At 32.8% G+C, this 20,492-nt stretch carries 15 protein-coding genes; 11 read left to right on the plus strand and 4 right to left on the minus strand.

The annotated features are described in order from the left end of the window. Positions 1-52 precede the first annotated feature (52 nt). A complete protein-coding gene (locus CDH49_RS05560; protein ID WP_100614373.1) occupies positions 53-2,518 on the minus strand; it encodes a glycoside hydrolase family 95 protein in 2,466 nt (821 codons plus the stop codon). 504 nt (positions 2,519-3,022) lie between these two features. On the opposite strand from CDH49_RS05560, the gene CDH49_RS05565 reads away from it, so the two are divergent. Continuing rightward, entirely contained in the window at positions 3,023-7,741 is a 4,719-nt protein-coding gene (locus CDH49_RS05565; RefSeq protein WP_100614374.1) for a translocation/assembly module TamB domain-containing protein, read from the plus strand. Beyond that, positions 7,731-10,019 carry a translocation and assembly module lipoprotein TamL gene (tamL, locus tag CDH49_RS05570; protein WP_100614375.1) on the plus strand — a complete coding sequence of 763 codons (2,289 nt, stop codon included), beginning with the start codon at positions 7,731-7,733 and terminating at the stop codon, positions 10,017-10,019. The genes CDH49_RS05565 and tamL overlap by 11 nt, the downstream gene beginning before the upstream one ends. A gap of 14 nt (positions 10,020-10,033) precedes the next feature. Here tamL and CDH49_RS05575 read toward each other — a convergent pair whose 3' ends face one another. Further along, positions 10,034-10,540, minus strand: a complete 507-nt coding sequence (locus tag CDH49_RS05575) for a pyridoxamine 5'-phosphate oxidase family protein (protein WP_100614512.1) — start codon at positions 10,538-10,540, stop codon at positions 10,034-10,036. A 181-nt stretch (positions 10,541-10,721) separates the two neighbouring features. Here CDH49_RS05575 and CDH49_RS05580 point away from each other — a divergent pair, with 181 nt between their 5' ends. From CDH49_RS05580 to CDH49_RS05620, 9 genes are all read left to right on the plus strand, one after another. Further along, positions 10,722-11,534, plus strand: a complete 813-nt coding sequence (locus CDH49_RS05580) for an MlaE family ABC transporter permease (RefSeq protein WP_239970583.1) — start codon at positions 10,722-10,724, stop codon at positions 11,532-11,534. Beyond that, positions 11,534-12,277, plus strand: a complete 744-nt coding sequence (locus CDH49_RS05585) for an ABC transporter ATP-binding protein (RefSeq protein ID WP_100614376.1) — start codon at positions 11,534-11,536, stop codon at positions 12,275-12,277. Before CDH49_RS05580 ends, CDH49_RS05585 begins: the two co-directional genes overlap by 1 nt. A 6-nt stretch (positions 12,278-12,283) precedes the next feature. Continuing rightward, positions 12,284-13,030: an MlaD family protein gene (locus CDH49_RS05590; RefSeq protein ID WP_100614377.1), complete on the plus strand. Its 747-nt coding sequence runs from the start codon at positions 12,284-12,286 to the stop codon at positions 13,028-13,030. Positions 13,031-13,161: 131 nt separating this feature from the next. Beyond that, positions 13,162-13,695 carry a lipid-binding SYLF domain-containing protein gene (locus CDH49_RS05595; protein ID WP_100614378.1) on the plus strand — a complete coding sequence of 178 codons (534 nt, stop codon included), beginning with the start codon at positions 13,162-13,164 and terminating at the stop codon, positions 13,693-13,695. Between the two features lie 395 nt (positions 13,696-14,090). Then, entirely contained in the window at positions 14,091-14,330 is a 240-nt protein-coding gene (locus CDH49_RS05600; RefSeq protein WP_100614379.1) for a DUF7218 family protein, read from the plus strand. A 34-nt stretch (positions 14,331-14,364) separates the two neighbouring features. Then, positions 14,365-15,381 carry an AI-2E family transporter gene (locus tag CDH49_RS05605; RefSeq protein ID WP_100614380.1) on the plus strand — a complete coding sequence of 339 codons (1,017 nt, stop codon included), beginning with the start codon at positions 14,365-14,367 and terminating at the stop codon, positions 15,379-15,381. A gap of 202 nt (positions 15,382-15,583) precedes the next feature. Then, positions 15,584-15,937, plus strand: coding sequence for a hypothetical protein (locus tag CDH49_RS05610; protein ID WP_317044377.1), 354 nt, complete (start codon positions 15,584-15,586; stop codon positions 15,935-15,937). 289 nt (positions 15,938-16,226) lie between these two features. Continuing rightward, the gene (locus CDH49_RS05615; protein WP_100614382.1) at positions 16,227-16,673 is read left to right on the plus strand and encodes a response regulator; all 447 of its coding nucleotides are present in this window, start codon (positions 16,227-16,229) and stop codon (positions 16,671-16,673) included. Positions 16,674-16,679: 6 nt separating this feature from the next. After that, positions 16,680-19,262, plus strand: a complete 2,583-nt coding sequence (locus CDH49_RS05620) for an ATP-binding protein (RefSeq protein WP_100614383.1) — start codon at positions 16,680-16,682, stop codon at positions 19,260-19,262. Between the two features lie 480 nt (positions 19,263-19,742). On the opposite strand, the gene CDH49_RS05630 is transcribed toward CDH49_RS05620, so the two are convergent. Then, on the minus strand, positions 19,743-20,201 hold the full coding sequence (locus CDH49_RS05630) for a response regulator (protein ID WP_100614385.1): 459 nt from the start codon (positions 20,199-20,201) through the stop codon (positions 19,743-19,745). A 54-nt stretch (positions 20,202-20,255) separates the two neighbouring features. Continuing rightward, positions 20,256-20,426 carry a lmo0937 family membrane protein gene (locus tag CDH49_RS15615; RefSeq protein ID WP_157805273.1) on the minus strand — a complete coding sequence of 57 codons (171 nt, stop codon included), beginning with the start codon at positions 20,424-20,426 and terminating at the stop codon, positions 20,256-20,258. Positions 20,427-20,492: the final 66 nt, after the last annotated feature.

Raw genomic sequence — 20,492 nt, forward strand, 5'->3', positions numbered from 1 at the left:
TAAACACGTTTTGCTATTTGCAAAAAGTGCTTTAATCATTTCAATCAATTATCTATTTTACAACAAACGTGTATGACTCCCCTTTTTTAGTTTGTAAATCATATAGAAATGTTGGTTTTATTTGTAATGGTTCAATGTTAGATGCTTCTGATATAATTGGAGTAGCAATATCATTAACCACAAAAAAGCCATTTGGATTTTTACCTGAAGCGTTTTTTAATTTTTTACCGGCTTTTGATTTTATTTCATTAGGCGTTCTTAAACGAAGATTGCCACCTAGGTTTGATTTAATTTCAACTGAAACCAATTTGTGGTTTTCCCAAACCATATTGGAAATTTCAAAGCCTCCTCTTGCAAGTATACCCGCAATGGTACCCTTATCAAAATTATCTGGCAGGGCAGGTAATAAATGAACGGCGCCATCAGAACTTTGCATGATCATTTCTGTAATGCCCGAAGTACAACCAAAATTACCATCTATTTGAAAAGGTGGATGTGCATCAAACAAATTATTATACGTTCCGCCACCACCACGTACAGTTCCCAATGGCATTAATTGGTTTTGAATTAATTTATAAGCATGGTTGCCATCTTGCATTTTTGCCCACCAATTAACTTTCCAACCCATACTCCAGCCTGTAGAGACATCACCTCTATGTAAAAGTGTGTTTTTTGCTGCAGCAAAAAGTTTCGGATTGCTGTAAGGTGATATTTGATTGGATGGATACAAACCATATAAATGTGAAATATGTCGGTGGTTATCATTAGGGTCATCAACATCATCCAACCACTCTTGAATTTGATTGTGCTTCCCAATATGCATTGGAGGTAATCTTTTCTTCATGGTTTTTAACTTTTCAACAAATGCTTTGTCTTTGCCAAGTATTTCTGCTGCGTTAATGGTGGAGCTAAAGACATCAAAAACAATTTGATTATCCATAGTAGAACCAGCAGTAATGGATGCCCCTTGATGTTCTTTTGGTGCATTTTCAGGAGAATTCCCAGGAGCTACCACGAGCCATTTATATGTAGGGTGCTCCACAAGGAAATCGGCATAAAACTCCGCAGCACCTTTAATGGCAGTATAGGCCGATTCTAAATACGTTTTATCACCTGTGTACAAATAACGTTCCCATAAGTGTTGACTCAACCAACCGCCACCACCGTTCCAAATACCCCAAAAAGACCCATCTAAAGGACCAGTGATTCTCCAAATATCAGTATTATGATGGGCCATCCATCCACCAGCACCATACATAACTCTTGCGGTTTCTTTACCAGTTTCAGAAAGTTCCATGATTAACTTTAAAAGCGGCTCATGCATTTCAGAAAGATTGGTTTTCTCAGCAGGCCAATAATTCATTTCGGTATTGATGTTGATGGTGTATTTACTGTCCCATGCCGGCTTCATATTCCCGTTCCAAATACCTTGAAGATTTGCTGGTTGCCCTCCTGGTTGCGAAGAAGAAATTAAAAGGTATCTTCCAAATTGGTAATATAAAGTTACAAAGGAAGGATCAGAGGTATTTCTGAAATTATTAAGTCTTTCGTTGGTTGGTAATTTGCTAGCTTCAGTAGAACCCAAATCCAATTTCACCCTATTGAAATATTTTTGATATGCTTTTATGTGCGCAACTTTCATGTCATCAAAATTCTTATTGAATGCTTTGTCCATGTAGTCTTTTGCACGTTGATTTTCATCACCACTGATGTCATTATAATTATTGAAGTTGGATGCAATGGAAACAAATATGGTAACGGAGTTTGCATTCTTAATCTCTACGGAATTATCATTAGGTGTGATGGTTCCGCCATCAGTTTTTATCCTTCCCAAAGCATTAAACTCTACTTTTCCTTCCACACCTTCATGGTCGCTAGTAGTGCCCCAAAGCGATAATTCGTTGTTGCCATTAATTTTAATGTCGTTTTTAGTATGTTGGGTAGTTAGAGCCGCTGAAAAAGATAATTTTCCTGGCTTATCGGCAGAAAGACGTATCACCATCACTCGGTCTGGAAAAGACGTGAAAGCTTCTCTGGTATAGGTTACACCATCAACTGTATATGAAGTTTTGGTAGTAGCATTTTCAATATCCAATTCACGATAATAATTAGAAAAATTTTCATGACCTGTAAAAGTCAGTTCTAAATTTCCAACTGGCTGGAACATTTGTCCATGCGATTTTTTCGTGATAATTCTTTGGTTAGCCATATTCTCTGCGGCTTTGTATTCGCCTTCAAAAATGAGTTTTCTAACACTGTCAAGAGCTCCTAAGGCATTAGGGTTATCGTTTCTATTCGGACTACCGCTCCATACGGTATGTTCATTAAGTTGGAAAATTTCTTTTTCCACATTGCCGTAAACCATGGCCGCTTGGAAACCATTGCCAATGGGCAGTGCGTTTTCCCAAACACTACCAGATGGGGTGTTGTACCATAATTTTAAATCGTTCGTGTTTTGTCCGAATCCCGAAATGGAAATTCCGATAAAAAATAAAAAGATAATTAGTTTTTTTCTCACTTTAGTTTGCTTTTTTAGGTAAGGTTTAAGTGCTTTTAAATAGAAAAATAAATATAAGACATAAAAGTGTAAAAATTACACTTTTAAATATAAAAATATTCAATCCTCTATAAATTTACAGAAAGAGCTTAAAATTTAATAATTGTGACAGGCTCTTTCATTGTCAACCTTTACGAAATCAGAAAAGGAATACCGTAATTTATTTTGCAATTTTTTTCAACTGATATATATCATTGAAAAAGCAGATTTCTAAATATATTTTTAAACAAAACAAAGAAACGATGTAACTATTTTAAGGTATTGTGATGCTTTATATTCTGCTAAGTGAAATGTCTTATTCGGGTGACAGGTTCTTATCGGGTTATCATTGTCATCATTTTTTACCTTGCCTCCTAATTTCCTTTATCATTTTTGAACTTAAAATTATAGAAAAAAACTATTGAATTATGTAATGCCTTGTATCTATACTGTAATATCTTTGAATATCCGTTTTAAGATGAATAGTTGAAGAAAGCCGCCAAACTTATATTAAAAGTTGTCTTGCTAATTGTAGCACTATTTTTAATACTGGTTATTTCAATACAGTTGCCTTTTGTTCAGAATATTGCAAAAAATAAAGCCGTAAACTATTTAGAAACTAAAATTAAGACCAAAGTTGAAATCGGTTCCCTAGAAATAAGTTTCCCTAAAGACATTATTTTAAATGATTTTTATTTTGAAGACCAGTCAAGCGATACACTTTTAGCAGGAAAGTCATTAAAAGTTGATATTGGTCTTTTTGCTTTGTTAAGTAATAAAGTAGAGATTAACTCCATAGACTTAGAAGAAACTACCATAAACATTAAGATTGATAAAGATTCCATTTCCAATTTCGATTATATTATCAAAGCTTTTGAAACTCCAACTAAACCGGAAAGTGATGAGCCAATTGAATTATCAGTAGATAAAGTTAATCTCAATAACATCAGGTTTAGTTATAACGATCAAGTGTCAAATATTAATACCGCCGTTAAATTTTTAGAATTTAAAGCGCGATTAAAAGCCATCGATTTAGAAAAGCGAATCCTAACTATAAACAGTTTGGAGTTAAATAATACAAATGGTTATGTCACCTTAAGTGCCTCAGAAAAAGTAAAGGAACCTGAATTAACAGTTGAAGAAAATAGCTCAAGCACATCATGGAACATAACATCCGATGCCGTTAGCATCAACGGTTTTAATTTTGTATTCGATAATAATAATGCCGAAAGAGTATCGAAAGGTGTGGATTATAACCATCTTAAAATAAATGATTTGAATCTGAATATGGAATCGCTAACGCTAAATAGCGATGGATATTCTGGCACAATAAATACCTTTAATTTTAATGAAAAAAGCGGTTTTGTTTTAAGCGCATTAACAACCGAATTCAATTACACCACAACGAGCGCTTATTTAAAAAACCTGTACTTAGAAACGCCTCAAACTGTTTTAAAAGACCATATTTCAGTCACGTATCCTTCAATTGCATCCTTGAGTGAAAATCCACAAAATCTGTATGTCGATGCCAATCTTGAAAATAGCAATATTGCATTTAAGGATGTTTTGTTATTTGTTCCAAGTTTGGATACGAATGATGTTTTTAAGAATAATCCAAATGCCATTGTAAACTTCAATGCGATTATACAAGGAAATTTAGATGATTTAAAAATTGACAAATTTAATGCCAAAGGTATCGGGAATACCATAGCTGACTTTAACGGAACCATAACAGGTCTACCAAATGTTGATAAAAGTGTTTTTGACATTACTATCCTAAACTTTGAAAGTTCCTCGGAAGATATCTATGCTTTTATACCAAAAAACACGATTCCCAATACCATTCAACTTCCTGATAATTTTAACATTAAAGGACATTTTAAAGGAAGTATCCATAATTTTGAAACGCTTCTGGATTTAAAAAGTTCCTTAGGAAATGCCGTTGTAGATGCCACTTTCGATCAGTCACGAAAAAATAACGAAACATATATTGCCGATGCTAGCTTGGATAATTTCGATTTAGGCAGATTCATCAAAAATAATCAGTTTGGGAAAGTGACCGCAAATGCGACTATAAATGGAAGAAGTCTGGATCCGTCAACAGCAACTGCCAAACTCACATCAAAAATCGTAAAATTAAATTTCAATAATTACGAGTATCAAAACTTAAGCCTTGATGGCACGATTGATAATGGCAAGTATGTTGTCAATGTCAATTTATCGGATCCTAATTTGAATTTTGTTTTAGATGCAAATGGCTCTTCAGATTCGGAAAAGCCGACATTAGATTTAAAGTTGAACATCGAGCTTGTTGATTTAAACAAATTAAATCTGCACGCGGGACCTTTAAAAATGAAAGGGGATATTGCTGCAAATTTCACTGATTTAAATCCTGACAATTTAAATGGTAGCCTGAATTTTAACAACTTTTTAGTGGCTTTGGAAACGGAACAATTTCCGTTAGATACCATAAGTATTAGGGCGGTTTCAACAAAAGAAAAAGATTCTATTGTGTTGAAATCCCAATTTGCAAGCGGATTAATTATAGGTAATTATCAGTTGTCTACCATAAGCAACCAACTTATGAATTCCGTTTCAAAATACTATCAATTAGATAAAAAATACTTTGCTAATAGCACAGAGCAAGATTTGCAATTTGATGTTATTATTAAGGATAATCCCATTCTTAAAAAAATAGTGCCTCAAATTACAGAGTTATCAGAAATCAATATCAGCGGGAAATACAATTCTATTAATGATACCATTGTAATGAACGCATCCATTCCTAGATTACACTATGGAACTATTGAGATTTCCAACGGTATTATAAATGCAAACACAAAAGAAAATGCCTTGATGTATGATGTGTCCATTGCAAATATTAAAAACAATGATATCATTGTTCCTAAAACTCAAATTATAGGAAAAATAGAAGACAATGCCGTTGATTATGAGCTGAACATAAAAGATCTAGAGGATACAGACCGCTATCATATTTCGGGAAATTTTAAAGACACTAATGGAGCTTCAGAAATTTATTTCAATCCACAGGAATTCTTATTGAATTATGAGAATTGGACCATTAAGGATGACAATCTCATAAGAATTGAAAAAAGCGGTATTCTAGTCAATAATTTCGAGATTCAAAATAACCAACAAGTGTTTTCAATTCAATCTGAAACTGCTTTGGTACAATCACCAATTGCTGTCAATTTTGAAAATTTCAAGCTCGAAACCTTAACAAACATCGTGTCTTCCAATTTTGAAATGGGAGGTCAAGTAAATGGAAAAGCCACTGTAAAAAATATAACCTCCAGTCCGTTGTTTGTGGCAGATTTAAATATAGGCGATTTTACGTTTAAAAAAGACACCATCGGGACGCTGACTGTAAAAGTAGACAACGAAACCACTAATTTGTATAGTGCAAATGTGAGTTTGACCGATAATGACAATCAATTAGATATTGATGGGAATTATAATATTAGCAGTAAAAACCTCGACTTTATTGTAGATATTCAAAAATTGAACATGGCATCCCTAGATGCTTTTACCTTAAATAATCTTGAGGAAGGTGACGGCTATTTAAATGGAAAACTAACCGTAACAGGCCAAGCTTCCAACCCCAATGTAAATGGAAATATTAAATTTAATGAGGTTGGTTTTACGGTAGTTAAATTAAATTCCAGATTTCAATTACTTAATGATAATGTCGTATTCAATACCAATAAAATCATTTTTGAGAATTTCAAATTACAAGATGAAGATGATAATCCATTAACAGTAAACGGTTTTATAGATAGTAAGGATTATACCAATTTAGTATTTGATTTGAAAGTGGTAGCCAGAAACTTTAGAGCGGTAAATTCTGGTCCACAGGACAATGATTTATTTTATGGCGAATTGTATTTGGATAATGACTTAGGAATTAAAGGCACTTTGGAAAATCCGATTATTGATGGTACAGTCAAAATTAATCCCGACACCAAATTCACTATTGTATTGCCGCAAAATGATCCGTCCATTGTAGATAGGGAAGGCATTGTTGAATTTATAGATCAAGATCAGCCGGTTTTAATTACCTTGGAAGATCCAACAAAACAAATTACCCAAACAGACGTCACAGGTATTAATGCCTCGGTAAATATTTCCATAGATAAGGAAGCAGAAATATCAGTTATCATTGACGAAGCTAATGGCGATTATTTAAAATTACAAGGGGAAGCGGAATTATCTGGAGGTATAGATCCTTCAGGAAAAACGACCTTAACTGGGAAATATGAGTTTACTGGCGGTGCTTATGAAATGAATTTCAATTTAATAAGAAGACGGTTTGAAATCCAATCAGGAAGTTATATTCTCTGGACGGGCGAACCAACAACCGCAAACATCCATATTACAGCCGTTTATAATGTTGAAGCGTCTCCAATAGATTTGATAAGCGATCAATTAACTGGAATAACCGCAGAAGCCAGAAACACATACAAACAAAAAATTCCTTTTGAAACCAATTTGATAATGAAAGGGGAATTAATGCAACCAGAAATTACGTTTGACATTGTTTTACCAGAGGGGAATAATGATGTGTCTACCGAAATAATTAATGCCACCCAAGCCAAATTGGAACAAATTAGAAATGATGGAGATTTGCTAAACAAACAGGTTTTTGCCTTGTTGTTATTGAATCGTTTTATTGGTGAAAATCCGTTTCAAAGTGAAGCGGGCGGGGTGAGTGGTGCCTTTATAGCCAAACAAAGTGCTAGTAAAATTTTATCGCAACAGTTAAATAATTTGGCTGGCGATTTAATACAAGGATTTGAATTGGATTTTGATTTGGAAGCTACGGAAGATTATTCAACTGGACAAAAACAAGAGAGAACCGATTTGAATGTGGCACTTTCAAAACAATTGTTAAACGACCGATTAAAAGTGACTGTGGGAAGTAGTATTGGTCTGGAAGGGGCGCAACAAGAAAATGAACAAGCGTCCACCATAGCAGGGGATGTCTCAGCCGATTATTTAATTACAAAAGATGGTCGTTATAAGTTGAGAGCGTATAGAAAAAATAACTATCAAGTGGCTTTACAAGGTCAGGTTATTGAAACAGGCGTAGCATTCATCATTACCATGAACTACAATAAGTTTAGAGAGTTATTTCAAAAAAACAGAAGAGGCAATAGAAAAGATAGAGACAGAAATGAGATTTAATACCTACATACTTTTATTTTTTTCAGTTACCATGTTGTTGAACTGTAGTGGGACACGGCATATTCCTGAAAGGGATTTATTGTACATAGGTCATACTATTGATATTGAAAAAGGTGAGGAATCAAAAAAAACCAGGAAAAATATAAAGGCCGAATTGGATGGATTGATTCGTCCAAAACCCAATAAATCCATTTTGGGAATGCGTCCTAGTATCATTTTTTACAACATATTTCCTGAGGTAAAAAAGGATTCGGGTTTTAAATATTGGGTAAAATATAAATTAGGGAAAGAACCTGTTTTAATGAGCAAAGTAGACTTGGAATACAACCGGAAAGTGATTCAAAATTATGTTGAAAATAAAGGTTTTTTTAATGCCGAATCCAAAGCCGATTCTACAAGATATGGTAAAAAAGCAAAAGCCAATTATACGGTTAAATTACACAATCAGTACCACATTAAATCGGTTGTTTTCCCAACAGACTCCATGCTATTAAGTAAGGAAATCAATAAACTACAAGAAGAAAGCTTTTTAAAAGTAGGTAAACCCTATGATTTGGATATTATTAAAAATGAAAGAGCTAGGATTGATGCCCATTTAAAGGAGCGTGGTTTTTATTATTTCAATGAAAATTATCTATTAGTGCAAGTGGATAGTACGGTTGCAAACCATGAAGTAGATTTAATTGTAAATATTAAAAATGATATTCCGGAAAAAGCGAAAATTCAATATAGCATCAATAACATTTTTGTATATCCCAGTTTTAATCTAGGAAGAGATACCATTGCTACCCGAAAAATGGATACTTTAAAATATAGAGATCTTGCTATTATTGATAATAAAACAGTTTTTAAACCTCTTATTTTCGAAAAAACCTTATTGTTTAAAAAGGGGGATTTATACAATAGAACAACGCACAATCTCTCATTAAATAGATTGATTACCTTGGGAACATTCAAATTTGTGAAAAATGAATTTAAGGAAACAGATTCCGTAAACAATCAATTGGATGTGTATTATTATTTAACGCCCTTGCCTAAAAAGTCAATTCAAGTTGAAACCTTAGCTAAAACCAATTCCGCAAACTATTCTGGAACGGAGTTAAACATCAATTGGAGCAACAGAAACACCTTTATGGGAGCAGAATTGCTTAAAATTTCTGCGTTTGCTGGGCTGGAAGTTCAAATTTCCGGACTCAATAAAGGGTTCAATGTGTATCGTTTTGGAGGGGAAGCCAGTTTAATTTGGCCACGATTTATTTCGCCATTTAATATGAGTTCAGGAAGCGCGTATGTGCCAAACACAAAAGCCTCGATTGGTTATGAATATCAATTACGAACCCAACTATATTCGTTAAAGACACTAAATAGTTCGTTTGGATATATATGGAAAGAAAACGAACGAAAAGAGCATAATCTTAACATCGTCAATATCGCCTATACATCATCCAATAATGTATCTGATTTATACAAAGAACAAATTGCCGTTAATCCTTCTTTACAAAGAGTGATTGATAGACAGTTTATTTTAGGTACAACCTATTCGTATGCCTATACCAACACGATGATAAAGAATAAAACAAATAATATCTATTTTAGGGGTGCTATAGATTTATCGGGCAATTCTACCAGCTTACTGTTAGGTGCTAATGATAGTGACAATCCGAAAGCCATTTTAGGGGTTCCATTCAGTCAATATTCGAAATTAGAATTTGAATTTCGTCATTATTATAATTTTGGTAACGAAACCACACTTGCTAGTAGGTTTATTGTTGGGGCGGGAATGCCATATGGAAATTCAGATGAATTACCATTTATAAAACAATTTTTTATTGGAGGTACCAATAGCATTAGAGCTTTTAGGGCAAGGTCTATTGGTCCTGGAACATTTAATAGTGCCGAATTAACCAATACATTTTTGCCAGACCAGTCGGGTGATTTGAAGTTGGAATTCAGTACGGAATTAAGAGCTAAAATATACAAAATGGTAAAAGGAGCCGTGTTTCTCGATGCTGGTAATATATGGCTATTAAATGAGGACGCAGATAAACCTGGAGCTAAGTTTTCTGGACAATTTTTAGATGAATTAGCCGTAGGAACGGGTGTTGGATTGCGATTTGATTTTAACTTCTTGATTTTAAGAACCGATATAGCATTCCCTTTAAGAAAACCCTATTTGCCAAAAGGTGACAGATGGGTTCTTGACGATATTAATTTTGGTAGTGGTACATGGAGAAAAGAAAATTTGATTTTCAATCTCGCCATAGGTTATCCATTTTAGATTAAACGAGTTTGCTAAAACTTTAACTTGCCTTCTCTTCCAATATTCATTTTTAAACCTGTTACAGCTTGGGCGGCTATTTTTAAAAGTGAAATAACCTTCCCGCTTTCAGAATCCCAATAGTAAGCATCATTGGGTTTTACACAAATTACTGAAACATCTGGATCATCCTTACCTTGATTAAACCATGCTTTTGCAATGGGAGTCCACAATTTTTCGATGATGGATGTATCCGTATAAATTTTTGCTTCTCCATAAAGAGATAAAAATTCATTGTCTTTAGTGTTGGTAAAGAAAAGTTGGACTTTATTATCCTTAAATATTTCAAAATTTTTATTGCTCTGTTTGGAACTGATAAACCATATATCACCATTATCATCAATCTCTGAAACGGACATAGGCCTGGCATTTATAGGTAATACAGATAAATCGGTACAGAAAAGACACGTTTTGCTGCTTTCTGTAATTTTTTTAAGTTTTTCAATCGCTTTATCATCGAATAAGTTTTTTACGTTACTCATAACTTTCATTTTTTTGGTTACATCACAAATTTACAGTATAGGAACAGTAATAATATTACAGTATTCAGTTTCAGATTTATAGAATATTCAGATGTTCAAATTTATTGTGTAAGAGATTGATAAAATTATATAAAGCTCTATGAACAGTTTATGGTTAATTTCGCTGGTTAATAAAAATGATATGATAAAACATCAAAAAAGCGATTTATCAGAAAGTATGGATTATGTAATCAAGTACATAAAAGACGTTATGCTGAAATTTTTCCTTGATGTTGCCACGGTGATCTATTATTTAAAAAGTGTGATTAAAAATCTAGTTTCCTCTAAATTTGAAACTAGTGAATTTTTAAAGCAATGTTATCAAATCGGGAATAAATCAGTTGGTTTAATTTCTATAACAGGTCTCATTGTTGGACTCGTTTTAACAATCCAATCAAGACCTCCTTTGGTTGAATTTGGGGCAGTTGGCATGTTGCCTGGCATGGTTGCTGTATCCATCATTCGCGAAATGGGGCCAGTTATAACGGCTTTATTGTGTGCAGGCAAAATTGGCTCTGGTATGGGGGCTGAATTAGGTTCTATGCGTGTTTCGGAACAGATTGATGCCATGGAAGTTTCCAATACAAATCCAATGAATTTTTTAATAGTTCCAAGAGTGATTGCCGCCACTATCATGATACCTATATTAACGCTGTATGCAGATGCTATAGGTATTTTTGGAAGTTGGTTAGGGGCTAATATTAAAGATGATATCAGTCTATACTTATTCTTTAACCAAGCTTTTGGGCAAGTTGAATTTATAGATATCATTCCAGCGGTTATAAAATCGTTCTTTTTTGGTGCTGTTATAGGCCTTGTTGGATGTTACAAAGGGTTCAATGCGGGAAGAGGAACCGAAAGTGTTGGAATTGCTGCTAATTCAGCGGTGGTAACAGCTTCATTATTATTGATCATTGTAGACTTAATAGCCGTACAAATTACTGATTTATTATAATGGGAGCACATTCAAAAAATATAGTTATAGAGATACAGGGACTAACAAAAAGTTTCAAGGATTTATCTGTTTTAGAGGGTATTGATTTGAAATTATACGAAAAGGAGAATTTAGTAGTGTTAGGAAAATCAGGTTCAGGAAAATCAGTTTTGATTAAGTGTATAGTAAGTCTTATAAAACATGATGAAGGCAGTATTAAAGTTGAAGACATTGAGCTAACAAATATTAATGAAGATGATTTAATGGAAGTTCGTAAAAATATAGGGTTTCTATTTCAAGGTGGCGCCCTTTATGATTCCATGACAGTTAGAGAGAATTTAGCGTTTCCATTAACACGATTGAAAGAAAAATTAACGGTTGATGACATTAACCAAAAAATTGAAAGCATTTTAGAGGATGTTGGCTTGCCTGATGCGATTGACAAAAGGCCATCTGAACTTTCAGGCGGAATGAAAAAGAGAATTGGATTAGCAAGAACATTAATTGTAAACCCTAAAATTCTTTTATATGACGAACCCACGACGGGATTAGATCCTATTACGTCCAATGAAATAAGTGATTTAATTAATGAAACAAAAGATAAATTCAAAACAACATCTATAATTATTACCCACGACATTAATTGTGTTAAAATTGTGGCCGACAGAATTGTAATGATTAAAGATGGAAAAATATATAAAGAAGGAATATTAGAAGAATTCATGAATGATAAAGATCCTTACATAAAATCATTTTTTAAATAAATAGTTATGGGAAATCAAAATAATAGTTATAAGATAAAATTAGGAATCTTCGTTTCCTTGGGGCTTGTGCTTCTTTTCGGAATGATATTTTTAATTGGTAGCCAACAAAACTTATTTAAGTCTACAACCACAGTAATTACTCATTTTAATAATGCCAGTGGTTTAAAAATCGGAAATCAAGTTCGTTTTTCGGGTATTTCTATTGGCACCGTAGATAATATTGAAATGTTAAATGATACGACGGTAAAAGTTGTTGTCATGATTGATACTGATATTAAAAAGTTTATCAAGAAAGATAGTAAAGCATCTATCGCATCTGATGGTGTTGTTGGTGATAAAATTTTAATGATTTCTCAAGGAAGCCAAACTTCCAAAGAAATTGTGGATGGCGATGCCATTAAATCGTTTGAGCCTGTAGAGTTTGACCAGATAATGACATCCATTCAAATAACTGCAGAAAACGCAGAAGTAATAACAGATGAATTAGCCACCCTTTTATGGCAGATTAACAATGGTGAAGGTACTTTAGGGAGGTTATTAGGTGATGAAGGTATGGCTGAAAACCTGGATAAGACCATGGAAAATTTAAAGAATAGCTCCCAAGGATTAGAAGAGAATATGGAAGCTGCCAAGAGTAATTTTCTCTTGAGAGGATATTTTAAAAGGAAAGAAAGAGAAAAAGAAAAAGCCCAAAAAGAGGCTGAAGAAGCTGCTAAAGAAGCGGCAGAAAAATTACAAGAGGAGAAGAAATAATTCATGCCTTAAATTGAAAGTCTCTTTTGATCATATTCATTTTTTGAGCTAATAATCAAAGTAATAGAGTCACATGTGCAACTATCATTGCCATACATTTGAATTATTAACTTAATAAAAAAATGATATTTATGAAAACATTAGAAAAAATGATATTGGTTTGTTTGCTATTTATTGGCACTGGTGCAATGGCTCAAACTGATAAAGACAATGAAATATTAAAAGATGCAGAGCGAGCCAAAAGCGCGCTTATGGCTAAAGATGCAGGATTGGAGAAATTCTTCAATAATGCTTCTGGGTATGCCATTTTCCCCAATGTTGGAAAAGGCGGATTAATAGTTGGAGGTGCCAGTGGGAATGGTATCCTTTATGAAAAAGGAAGCCCTGTGGGAATGACGGCCTTAAAAAAAGTGAATATTGGGCTTCAAGCAGGCGGACAAGCAGTTAGTCAAGTTATCTTTTTTGAAACCGATGCTGCTCTGGCTAAATTTAAGGAAGGAAATTTTGAATTTTCTGCGGAGGCTTCTGCTGTAATTGCAGACGAAGGAAAAGCTGAAGAAGCCAATTATGATGATGGTGTAGTGATTTTTGCAATGCCTAAAGCAGGACTTATGGCCGATGCTTCTGTAGGTGGTCAGAAGTTTGAATACCACCCTTTTAAATAATAATAAGTGATTACATAGAAAAAGTTGGCAAGTTGTCAGCTTTTTTTTGTTTATGGGGGTTTCCAAGTAAATTTGTCAATTCCCCTTCGCATAAAAAATACCCTTAAGATTTAAATCTTAAGGGTATCCTACCAACCAACTAATAAAAGCTGTTACCAACTTTAAATAAACCAATTTTTCTTTTAATTCATATCTTCTCTTATCACAAATTCTACTTGAAATTATATTTAATAAAATTACCCATTATCAAGAATGAGAATTGACCCAAAACAATTATTTCTTGATACAATAGATAATAATTCAACATACGCTTTTTTTTGAAGTTAATATTTTATCCAATTAGATTAAATGCCCTTGTTTTTTATATTAAAATTTGAAACATAAATATATAAGCAATGGAAATTTCAAGTATAAAAAACGAAGCCCAGTATGAGGCTTTAAGAGATAAGGGTTATAGTAAACAAAAAGCAGCACGTATAGCTAATACACCCAATGCAGGTATAAAAGGCGGTAAGGCAAAACCTTATGAAGAATGGACCAAAACGGAGTTGTATAAACAAGCTAAGCACGTAGGAATTAAGGGGCGCTCCAAAATGAACAAAAAGGAACTTATATATAGTTTAAGAAACAATTAAAATCAACTCAAATTTTTAAGTAATAATAAAATTAATGAACATTATAAGTCCTAAAATAGTACAACAAATATTTACGCTTCTATTAATTCTTTTACTCGGAGCTTTGATTTTTAGGGAAATGATCCCCTACTTGTCAGGAGTACTAGGGGCTATCACTATTTATGTGCTTTTGCGAAATTTTATGGCTAAATTAGTAAATAAAGGTTGGCGTCCCGATTTAGCAGCAGCATTTCTCATGTTCCTATCTTTCATAACGATTTTAGTTCCAGTAGCTGGGGCCATACTCATGCTGAGTAATAAATTAGATAAAGCGTCAGACAACGCCAAAGAAGTCTTTAAGGTTATTAAAATACGACTTGAAGATTGGGAAAACTATTTAGGATTTCAATTTACTGATAACATGGATGCTTCAGGGATCTCCAGTAAATTAACCGAAAACGTATCCATGATTGCAGGGAGTGCGTTTAATACGTTTATTGCTATATCCATCATGTATTTTTTGCTGTTCTATATGTTTACAAACCGTAAGCTATTTCGGGAGACTTTAATAGAATATATTCCCATAAGCAAAGAGAACCTAAAATTATTGGGTGAGGAAGTTCAAGAAATGGTGCGTTCCAATGCCTTGGGTATTCCTTTGGTAGCTATTGCACAAGGTTTTGTTGCATTAATAGGATTTTTAATATTTGGTATTGAAAGTCCATTTTTTTGGGCTGTTGTTGTAACTATAGGGTCTATGATTCCGTTTGTAGGTAATTTTTTGGGAACCATTCCTGTTTTTATATTAACACTATCTAGTGGAGATACAGCACAAGCCTGGGGTGTTTTAATATATGGTATTGTAATAGTAGGTACTACTGATAATATTATTCGTTTATACGTTTTACGACGGTTAGATAATGTTCATCCTTTAATTACCCTCATTGGGGTTATTATTGGCCTCCCTTTATTTGGTTTTATAGGTTTAATTTTCGGGCCTTTACTAATTAGTTTATTCTTGTCAATCGTTCGTATTTACAGAAAAGAATACGTTCTGAAAACCAATCTTTAAGTTTAGTATTCTCCTTTATAAATAGATCAAGCGAAAGAAATCATTCGAAGCATATTTATGATAACGCGTATATAATAATGAATCTTCTTACTTTAAAAGAGTGATTGCGTTAAAATAGAATTTTATAGGGTCATTTTTAATTTTCTTTTTGCCCCATTTTTGTTAAACAGACAACGAAATTTATTATATATAAAAGCATAAAATGATGAAAAAAGAATATGCACAACACGAAATGGATTATATTAAAATTTATCAAGATAAAGGTTATACATCTAATTTTCATTTTAAAAACAATAAGTTAATTAATAGCGAAACAAAGAATGGCTATTTCCCACAAGATATTCTCATTGTCGCAGAACACAGGTATGAAGGCATGAGCGATCCTTCCGACATGTCAATTTTATTTATTATTGAAACAAGTAAGGGCGAAAAAGGCACCTTTTTAATGGCTTATGGGCCTAATGCCAGTCTAGAAATTTCGGAATTCTTCAATAAAATACCAAAGATGAATGTTTCTGACGAAGAAAATATTAATCTTAATGACTCTTTGCCTTAAATTAATTTCTCCTGATTCTGTATTCATCAGCATTCATTTATTGCTAAAAATTCAAATTAAATTTTTTCTGACATTTTGTTTATATTTAAAAGAGATAATTATATATTCGATTTATAAATTGAATAAACACGTATAATGGATTTTGCATGCTATCTTAAAATCTATGGTGTCTTTTTCAAGCCCTAAACCGATTTATTGGTTTTTATTACAAATTAAGCCCTTTAATATGTTTTTTATCTTAAAAACAGAATATAAATAATACATTAGCAATAATAAAATACTACAAAATATGAGGAATAACTTTTTTAATATTGCTTTGGCAGATGATGATGAAGATGATAGGATGTTATTTCTTGAAGCATTAGATGAAATATCCGTACAAACAAAATTATTACTCTTTAAACATGGCCAAGAATTATTGGATTACCTTTTTCAGCCTCATGTAGAACTTCCTAGTTTAATATTTTTGGATCTTAATATGCCCATAAAAAATGGGATGCAATGTTTATGTGAAATTCGGAGGCATCCTAAATTGAAAGATTTACGCATAGCCATCTATTCCACATCCTCCTCAGACAAGGATATTAGCGATACTTTTTTAAATGGTGCTGATATGTATATAAATAAACCCAATAGCTTTAGAACATTACGGGAAGTCGTAGAAAAGGTTCTTAATATCAATTGGCAGGACCATATTTCTACTTTAAATAAGGATACTTTTTTATTTCGTATTTAAGTCAAGATGGAATTTAAGCGTGTTTATACTTCTTCTCAAACCTATGTCATATTATTGATTATTGCTATTGCATTGCTTTTGTTTACTACAAGCATGGCATATAGACAGATTATGCTTACACAGAAATCTGCAGAAATGGTGGTAAATACATTGCAAGTATATAATACGATTGGAGACTTAACCAATCATTATTCCAAAGCTGAATCTAATGAATTTAGGGAAGAATTATTAAACAATACATCTTCTAATAAGGTTTTTGAAACTTACAAATCCCATGGTATAAAAATACTAGACACCTTAAAATTGCTTAGTGAAGATAATGATTTACATAAAGCGCGTTTAAAGCCATTGCAAGGGTTGTTGGATACCATGTACGATCAATTATTAGACCTAAACTCGGTTAATTATCAAGACTTTCAAGAAGGTTTACAGGAATATGAATTACGCAAATTAAAAATCAAAAAAACCATAAGCAGCATACGAAGCCTTATAAACAGGATGTTAGCAGATGAAGAGCGTTTGATGAATTCAAGGAAAGCCGAATATTCTTTTCATAAATCTTTAACGCCTACCATGTTATTGGTAATGGCCTTTTGTGCACTAACTGTATTTGTTATTTCTTTTTTTAGGATTTATAATAACAAGCTAAAGATTCGGAAATCTGAAGCCTTTTTAAAAAGCGTACTGGCAACTACCGATAATATAGTAACTTATTATGAGCCCATATACATCAATAATGACCTCATAGATTTTAAAATTGTATATGCTAACGATTGTGTCCGTGATTATCTAAACCTTGAGCCAGACGACATTAAGGATAAAACGGTCTCTAGCGTACATCCTTTTCATAAGTCTAAGGGAGAACTAGAAGAATTAATTCAATCTTACAAAGAAAGGAGTAAGATCATTTTTGATAGACAAATTATAGTTGACAATAAAAAAATGTGGTTTCATTCAGTCGTTATGCCCCTGGATGAAGGACTTTTGGTAACATCCCGTAATTCCACAGCTGAAGAAGAAGCTAAAGAGGTTGAGTTATTATTTAAAAAACAATTAGAAAATCAGAATATAGAATTACTGGATAACAGGGCATTTTTAACAAACATCTTTAAAAGCATATTGCATTTAGTTATGCATTTTAAAAGCATTAGGGGAGAAGATGGCAACATCATAGATTTTGAGATTTTATTTATAAATGATAGGGTAAACAAAATTATTCCAGGGCTTCCAGAAGACATCAAAAACAAAAAAATATCTGAAGTCTATCCTGACATTTTCAAATCGGAAGTGTTTGCACATTTAGTCAATGCAGTGGAAAGTGATAAACCTGGTCGTTATGAAATATCTTACCATAATAATGGTGCCATAAAATGGTACCGTTATACAGCCATTAAATTGGGAGATGGTGTTACAGTAACCACTAGAGATATTACAGAAGAAAAGGAAAAAGCGAATGAAGTGATAAAGTTAAATGAAGAACTCATTATTCAAAATTCAATTTTAAGAGATGCCGAACGCATTGCAAAAACCGGTAGTTTTTTATGGCATTTGGTTAATGATGTTTCTGAGTTTTCAGATAATTTTTATAGAATGTTAGATTATGAACCAAGAGAAATTAAACTTACGTATGAGAAATATAGGGAGTTTATACATGAACAGGATAGAGAGGATTATGATAATAATATAACAAAAGCGATAAACGAATTACATGTTAAGGAACATATTTTTAGGATTATTACTAAACATGGTTTAGTAAAACACTTTAAAACTACAGTACAATTTGTAACAAAGGATGTTGTAATGGGTGTTGTACAGGATGTTTCATTGGCTATAGATGCAGAAGAAAAATTATTAAAAAGCAATATAGAACTTAAAAACAGTAATGCCGAACTAGAATCTTTTAACCGTGTGGCAAGCCATGATTTGCAAGAGCCCTTGCGTAAAATACAGCTGTTCGTTCAAAGAATAAATGATACTGAAAATGATAATCTTTCTACTAAAAGCCAAGAATATTTTAGTAAAGTAATTAATGCCGTAAACCGCATGCAATCACTCATACAAAATTTACTGGCCTATTCCAGAATAGATAGCAGTAAAAGAGATTTTGAAGAAGTGGATTTAAATCAGGTTTTGGATAAAATTAAGGAAGATTTGGCCACAAGTATCAATGATTCCAATGCTGAAATAATTTCAGTTAGACTGCCTAAAATAAATGGGGTTTTATTTCAAATGGAGCAATTGTTTACAAATCTATTATCGAATGCCCTAAAATACCGCAGTATTAATGAAACCCCGATAATACAAATACGTTGCGAAAAAATTCCGGCTTCTCAGATATCAGAGCATGTGGAGAAATCAATAATGCAGTATTATAAAATTTCTTTCATCGATAATGGTATTGGTTTTGATTCACAACATACCAGTAAGATATTTGAAGTTTTTCAGCGCTTGCATCAAAAAACAGAATATACGGGCAATGGGATTGGTTTGGCAATTTGTAAGAAAATTGTAGAAAACCATAATGGCCATTTGTACGCTAAAGGGTCGGTTGGAATTGGTGCAGAATTTATTATTTACCTTCCCGTATAACCCACTTTAATCTGCTCTTTCAAGTTCTTGCATTTTAGATTGATGCTATGGTATACTTTTCATAGCGTCAAAAATTATTGGTTTTGAGCAAAAGTGATAGGGGCTATCCTGTTAATTTTAAAGTAAATATAAAATAACAGAGATGAAAATTAATTATGAAAACTGTATAAAGGCTTGCTACCAATGCATGATCGATTGTCAAAATTGTCTTGTTCAAATGCTCGGTAAAGAAAGTATGAATGATTGTCCTAAATGTTGTTTGTTGTGTGTAGATGCCTGTTTAATTTGTATTAAATTTATGGTTGCCGGTGGGCCTTTAACAAAAGAGTATTGCAGAGTATGTGCCGATATATGTGAATGGTGTGCCGAACAATGCCAACAACATGACCACGAACATTGTAAAGTTTGTGCCGCTTCATGTTTAGCCTGTGCACAAGAATGTCGTAATATGGCTTAAAAAATATAAGGATATGAACTACTCTATACTTTATTAGTTTTTTCTGTGATTACAAACTCCGAAAAATCGCTAGTATCTCGTGAAAGATGAATGTATTCCAAACTTCTACTTAATAAATTTTTGAGCATCTTAAACGAATTGGGCTTTACCAGATATAAATTAGCACCCTTTTTTTGTAATTCATCAGAAATGGACTTGTCAGCATAGTTAGAGTAAATGACTATGGGAATGTGTGAAAGCCTAGGTTCGTTTCTAATATCATTTAAACATTCCTCTCCATTCATTAAGGGCATATTTAAATCTAAATAGATCATATCAGGCAATGGTTTATTTACATCTAAAAGATTAACCATAAGGGTTACTCCATTGTCAAAATCTTCAATGGATACATTCATATCTATATCATCCAGTGCCTCTTTAAATAGCATACGATCTTCATTATCATCATCAGCTAGGTAAATTAAGAGCGGTTTTAAAAGCATAATTTTATTTTTAAAAATATTTATGTAAGATTGGAACAGGAATGTTTAGAATAATTAATCAAGGGGTCTTCTCCCTGAAATTATGTTATATAAAATAGCAATTATAGCAATTACTAAAAGAACATATATCAAACTGCCAGTAGCGATACCTTCTACCACTCCGAAAAATCCTAAAATCCAAATTATTATACAAATAACGGCGATTAACCAAAGAATACTTCTCATAATATATAATTTTAAATAGTTGTTATCCAATTATTTAGTCAAAAATACTGTAAGATTATTAATTAA

It is taken from the genome of Confluentibacter citreus (assembly GCF_002807055.1).
Taxonomy (GTDB): Bacteria; Bacteroidota; Bacteroidia; order Flavobacteriales; family Flavobacteriaceae; genus Confluentibacter; species Confluentibacter citreus.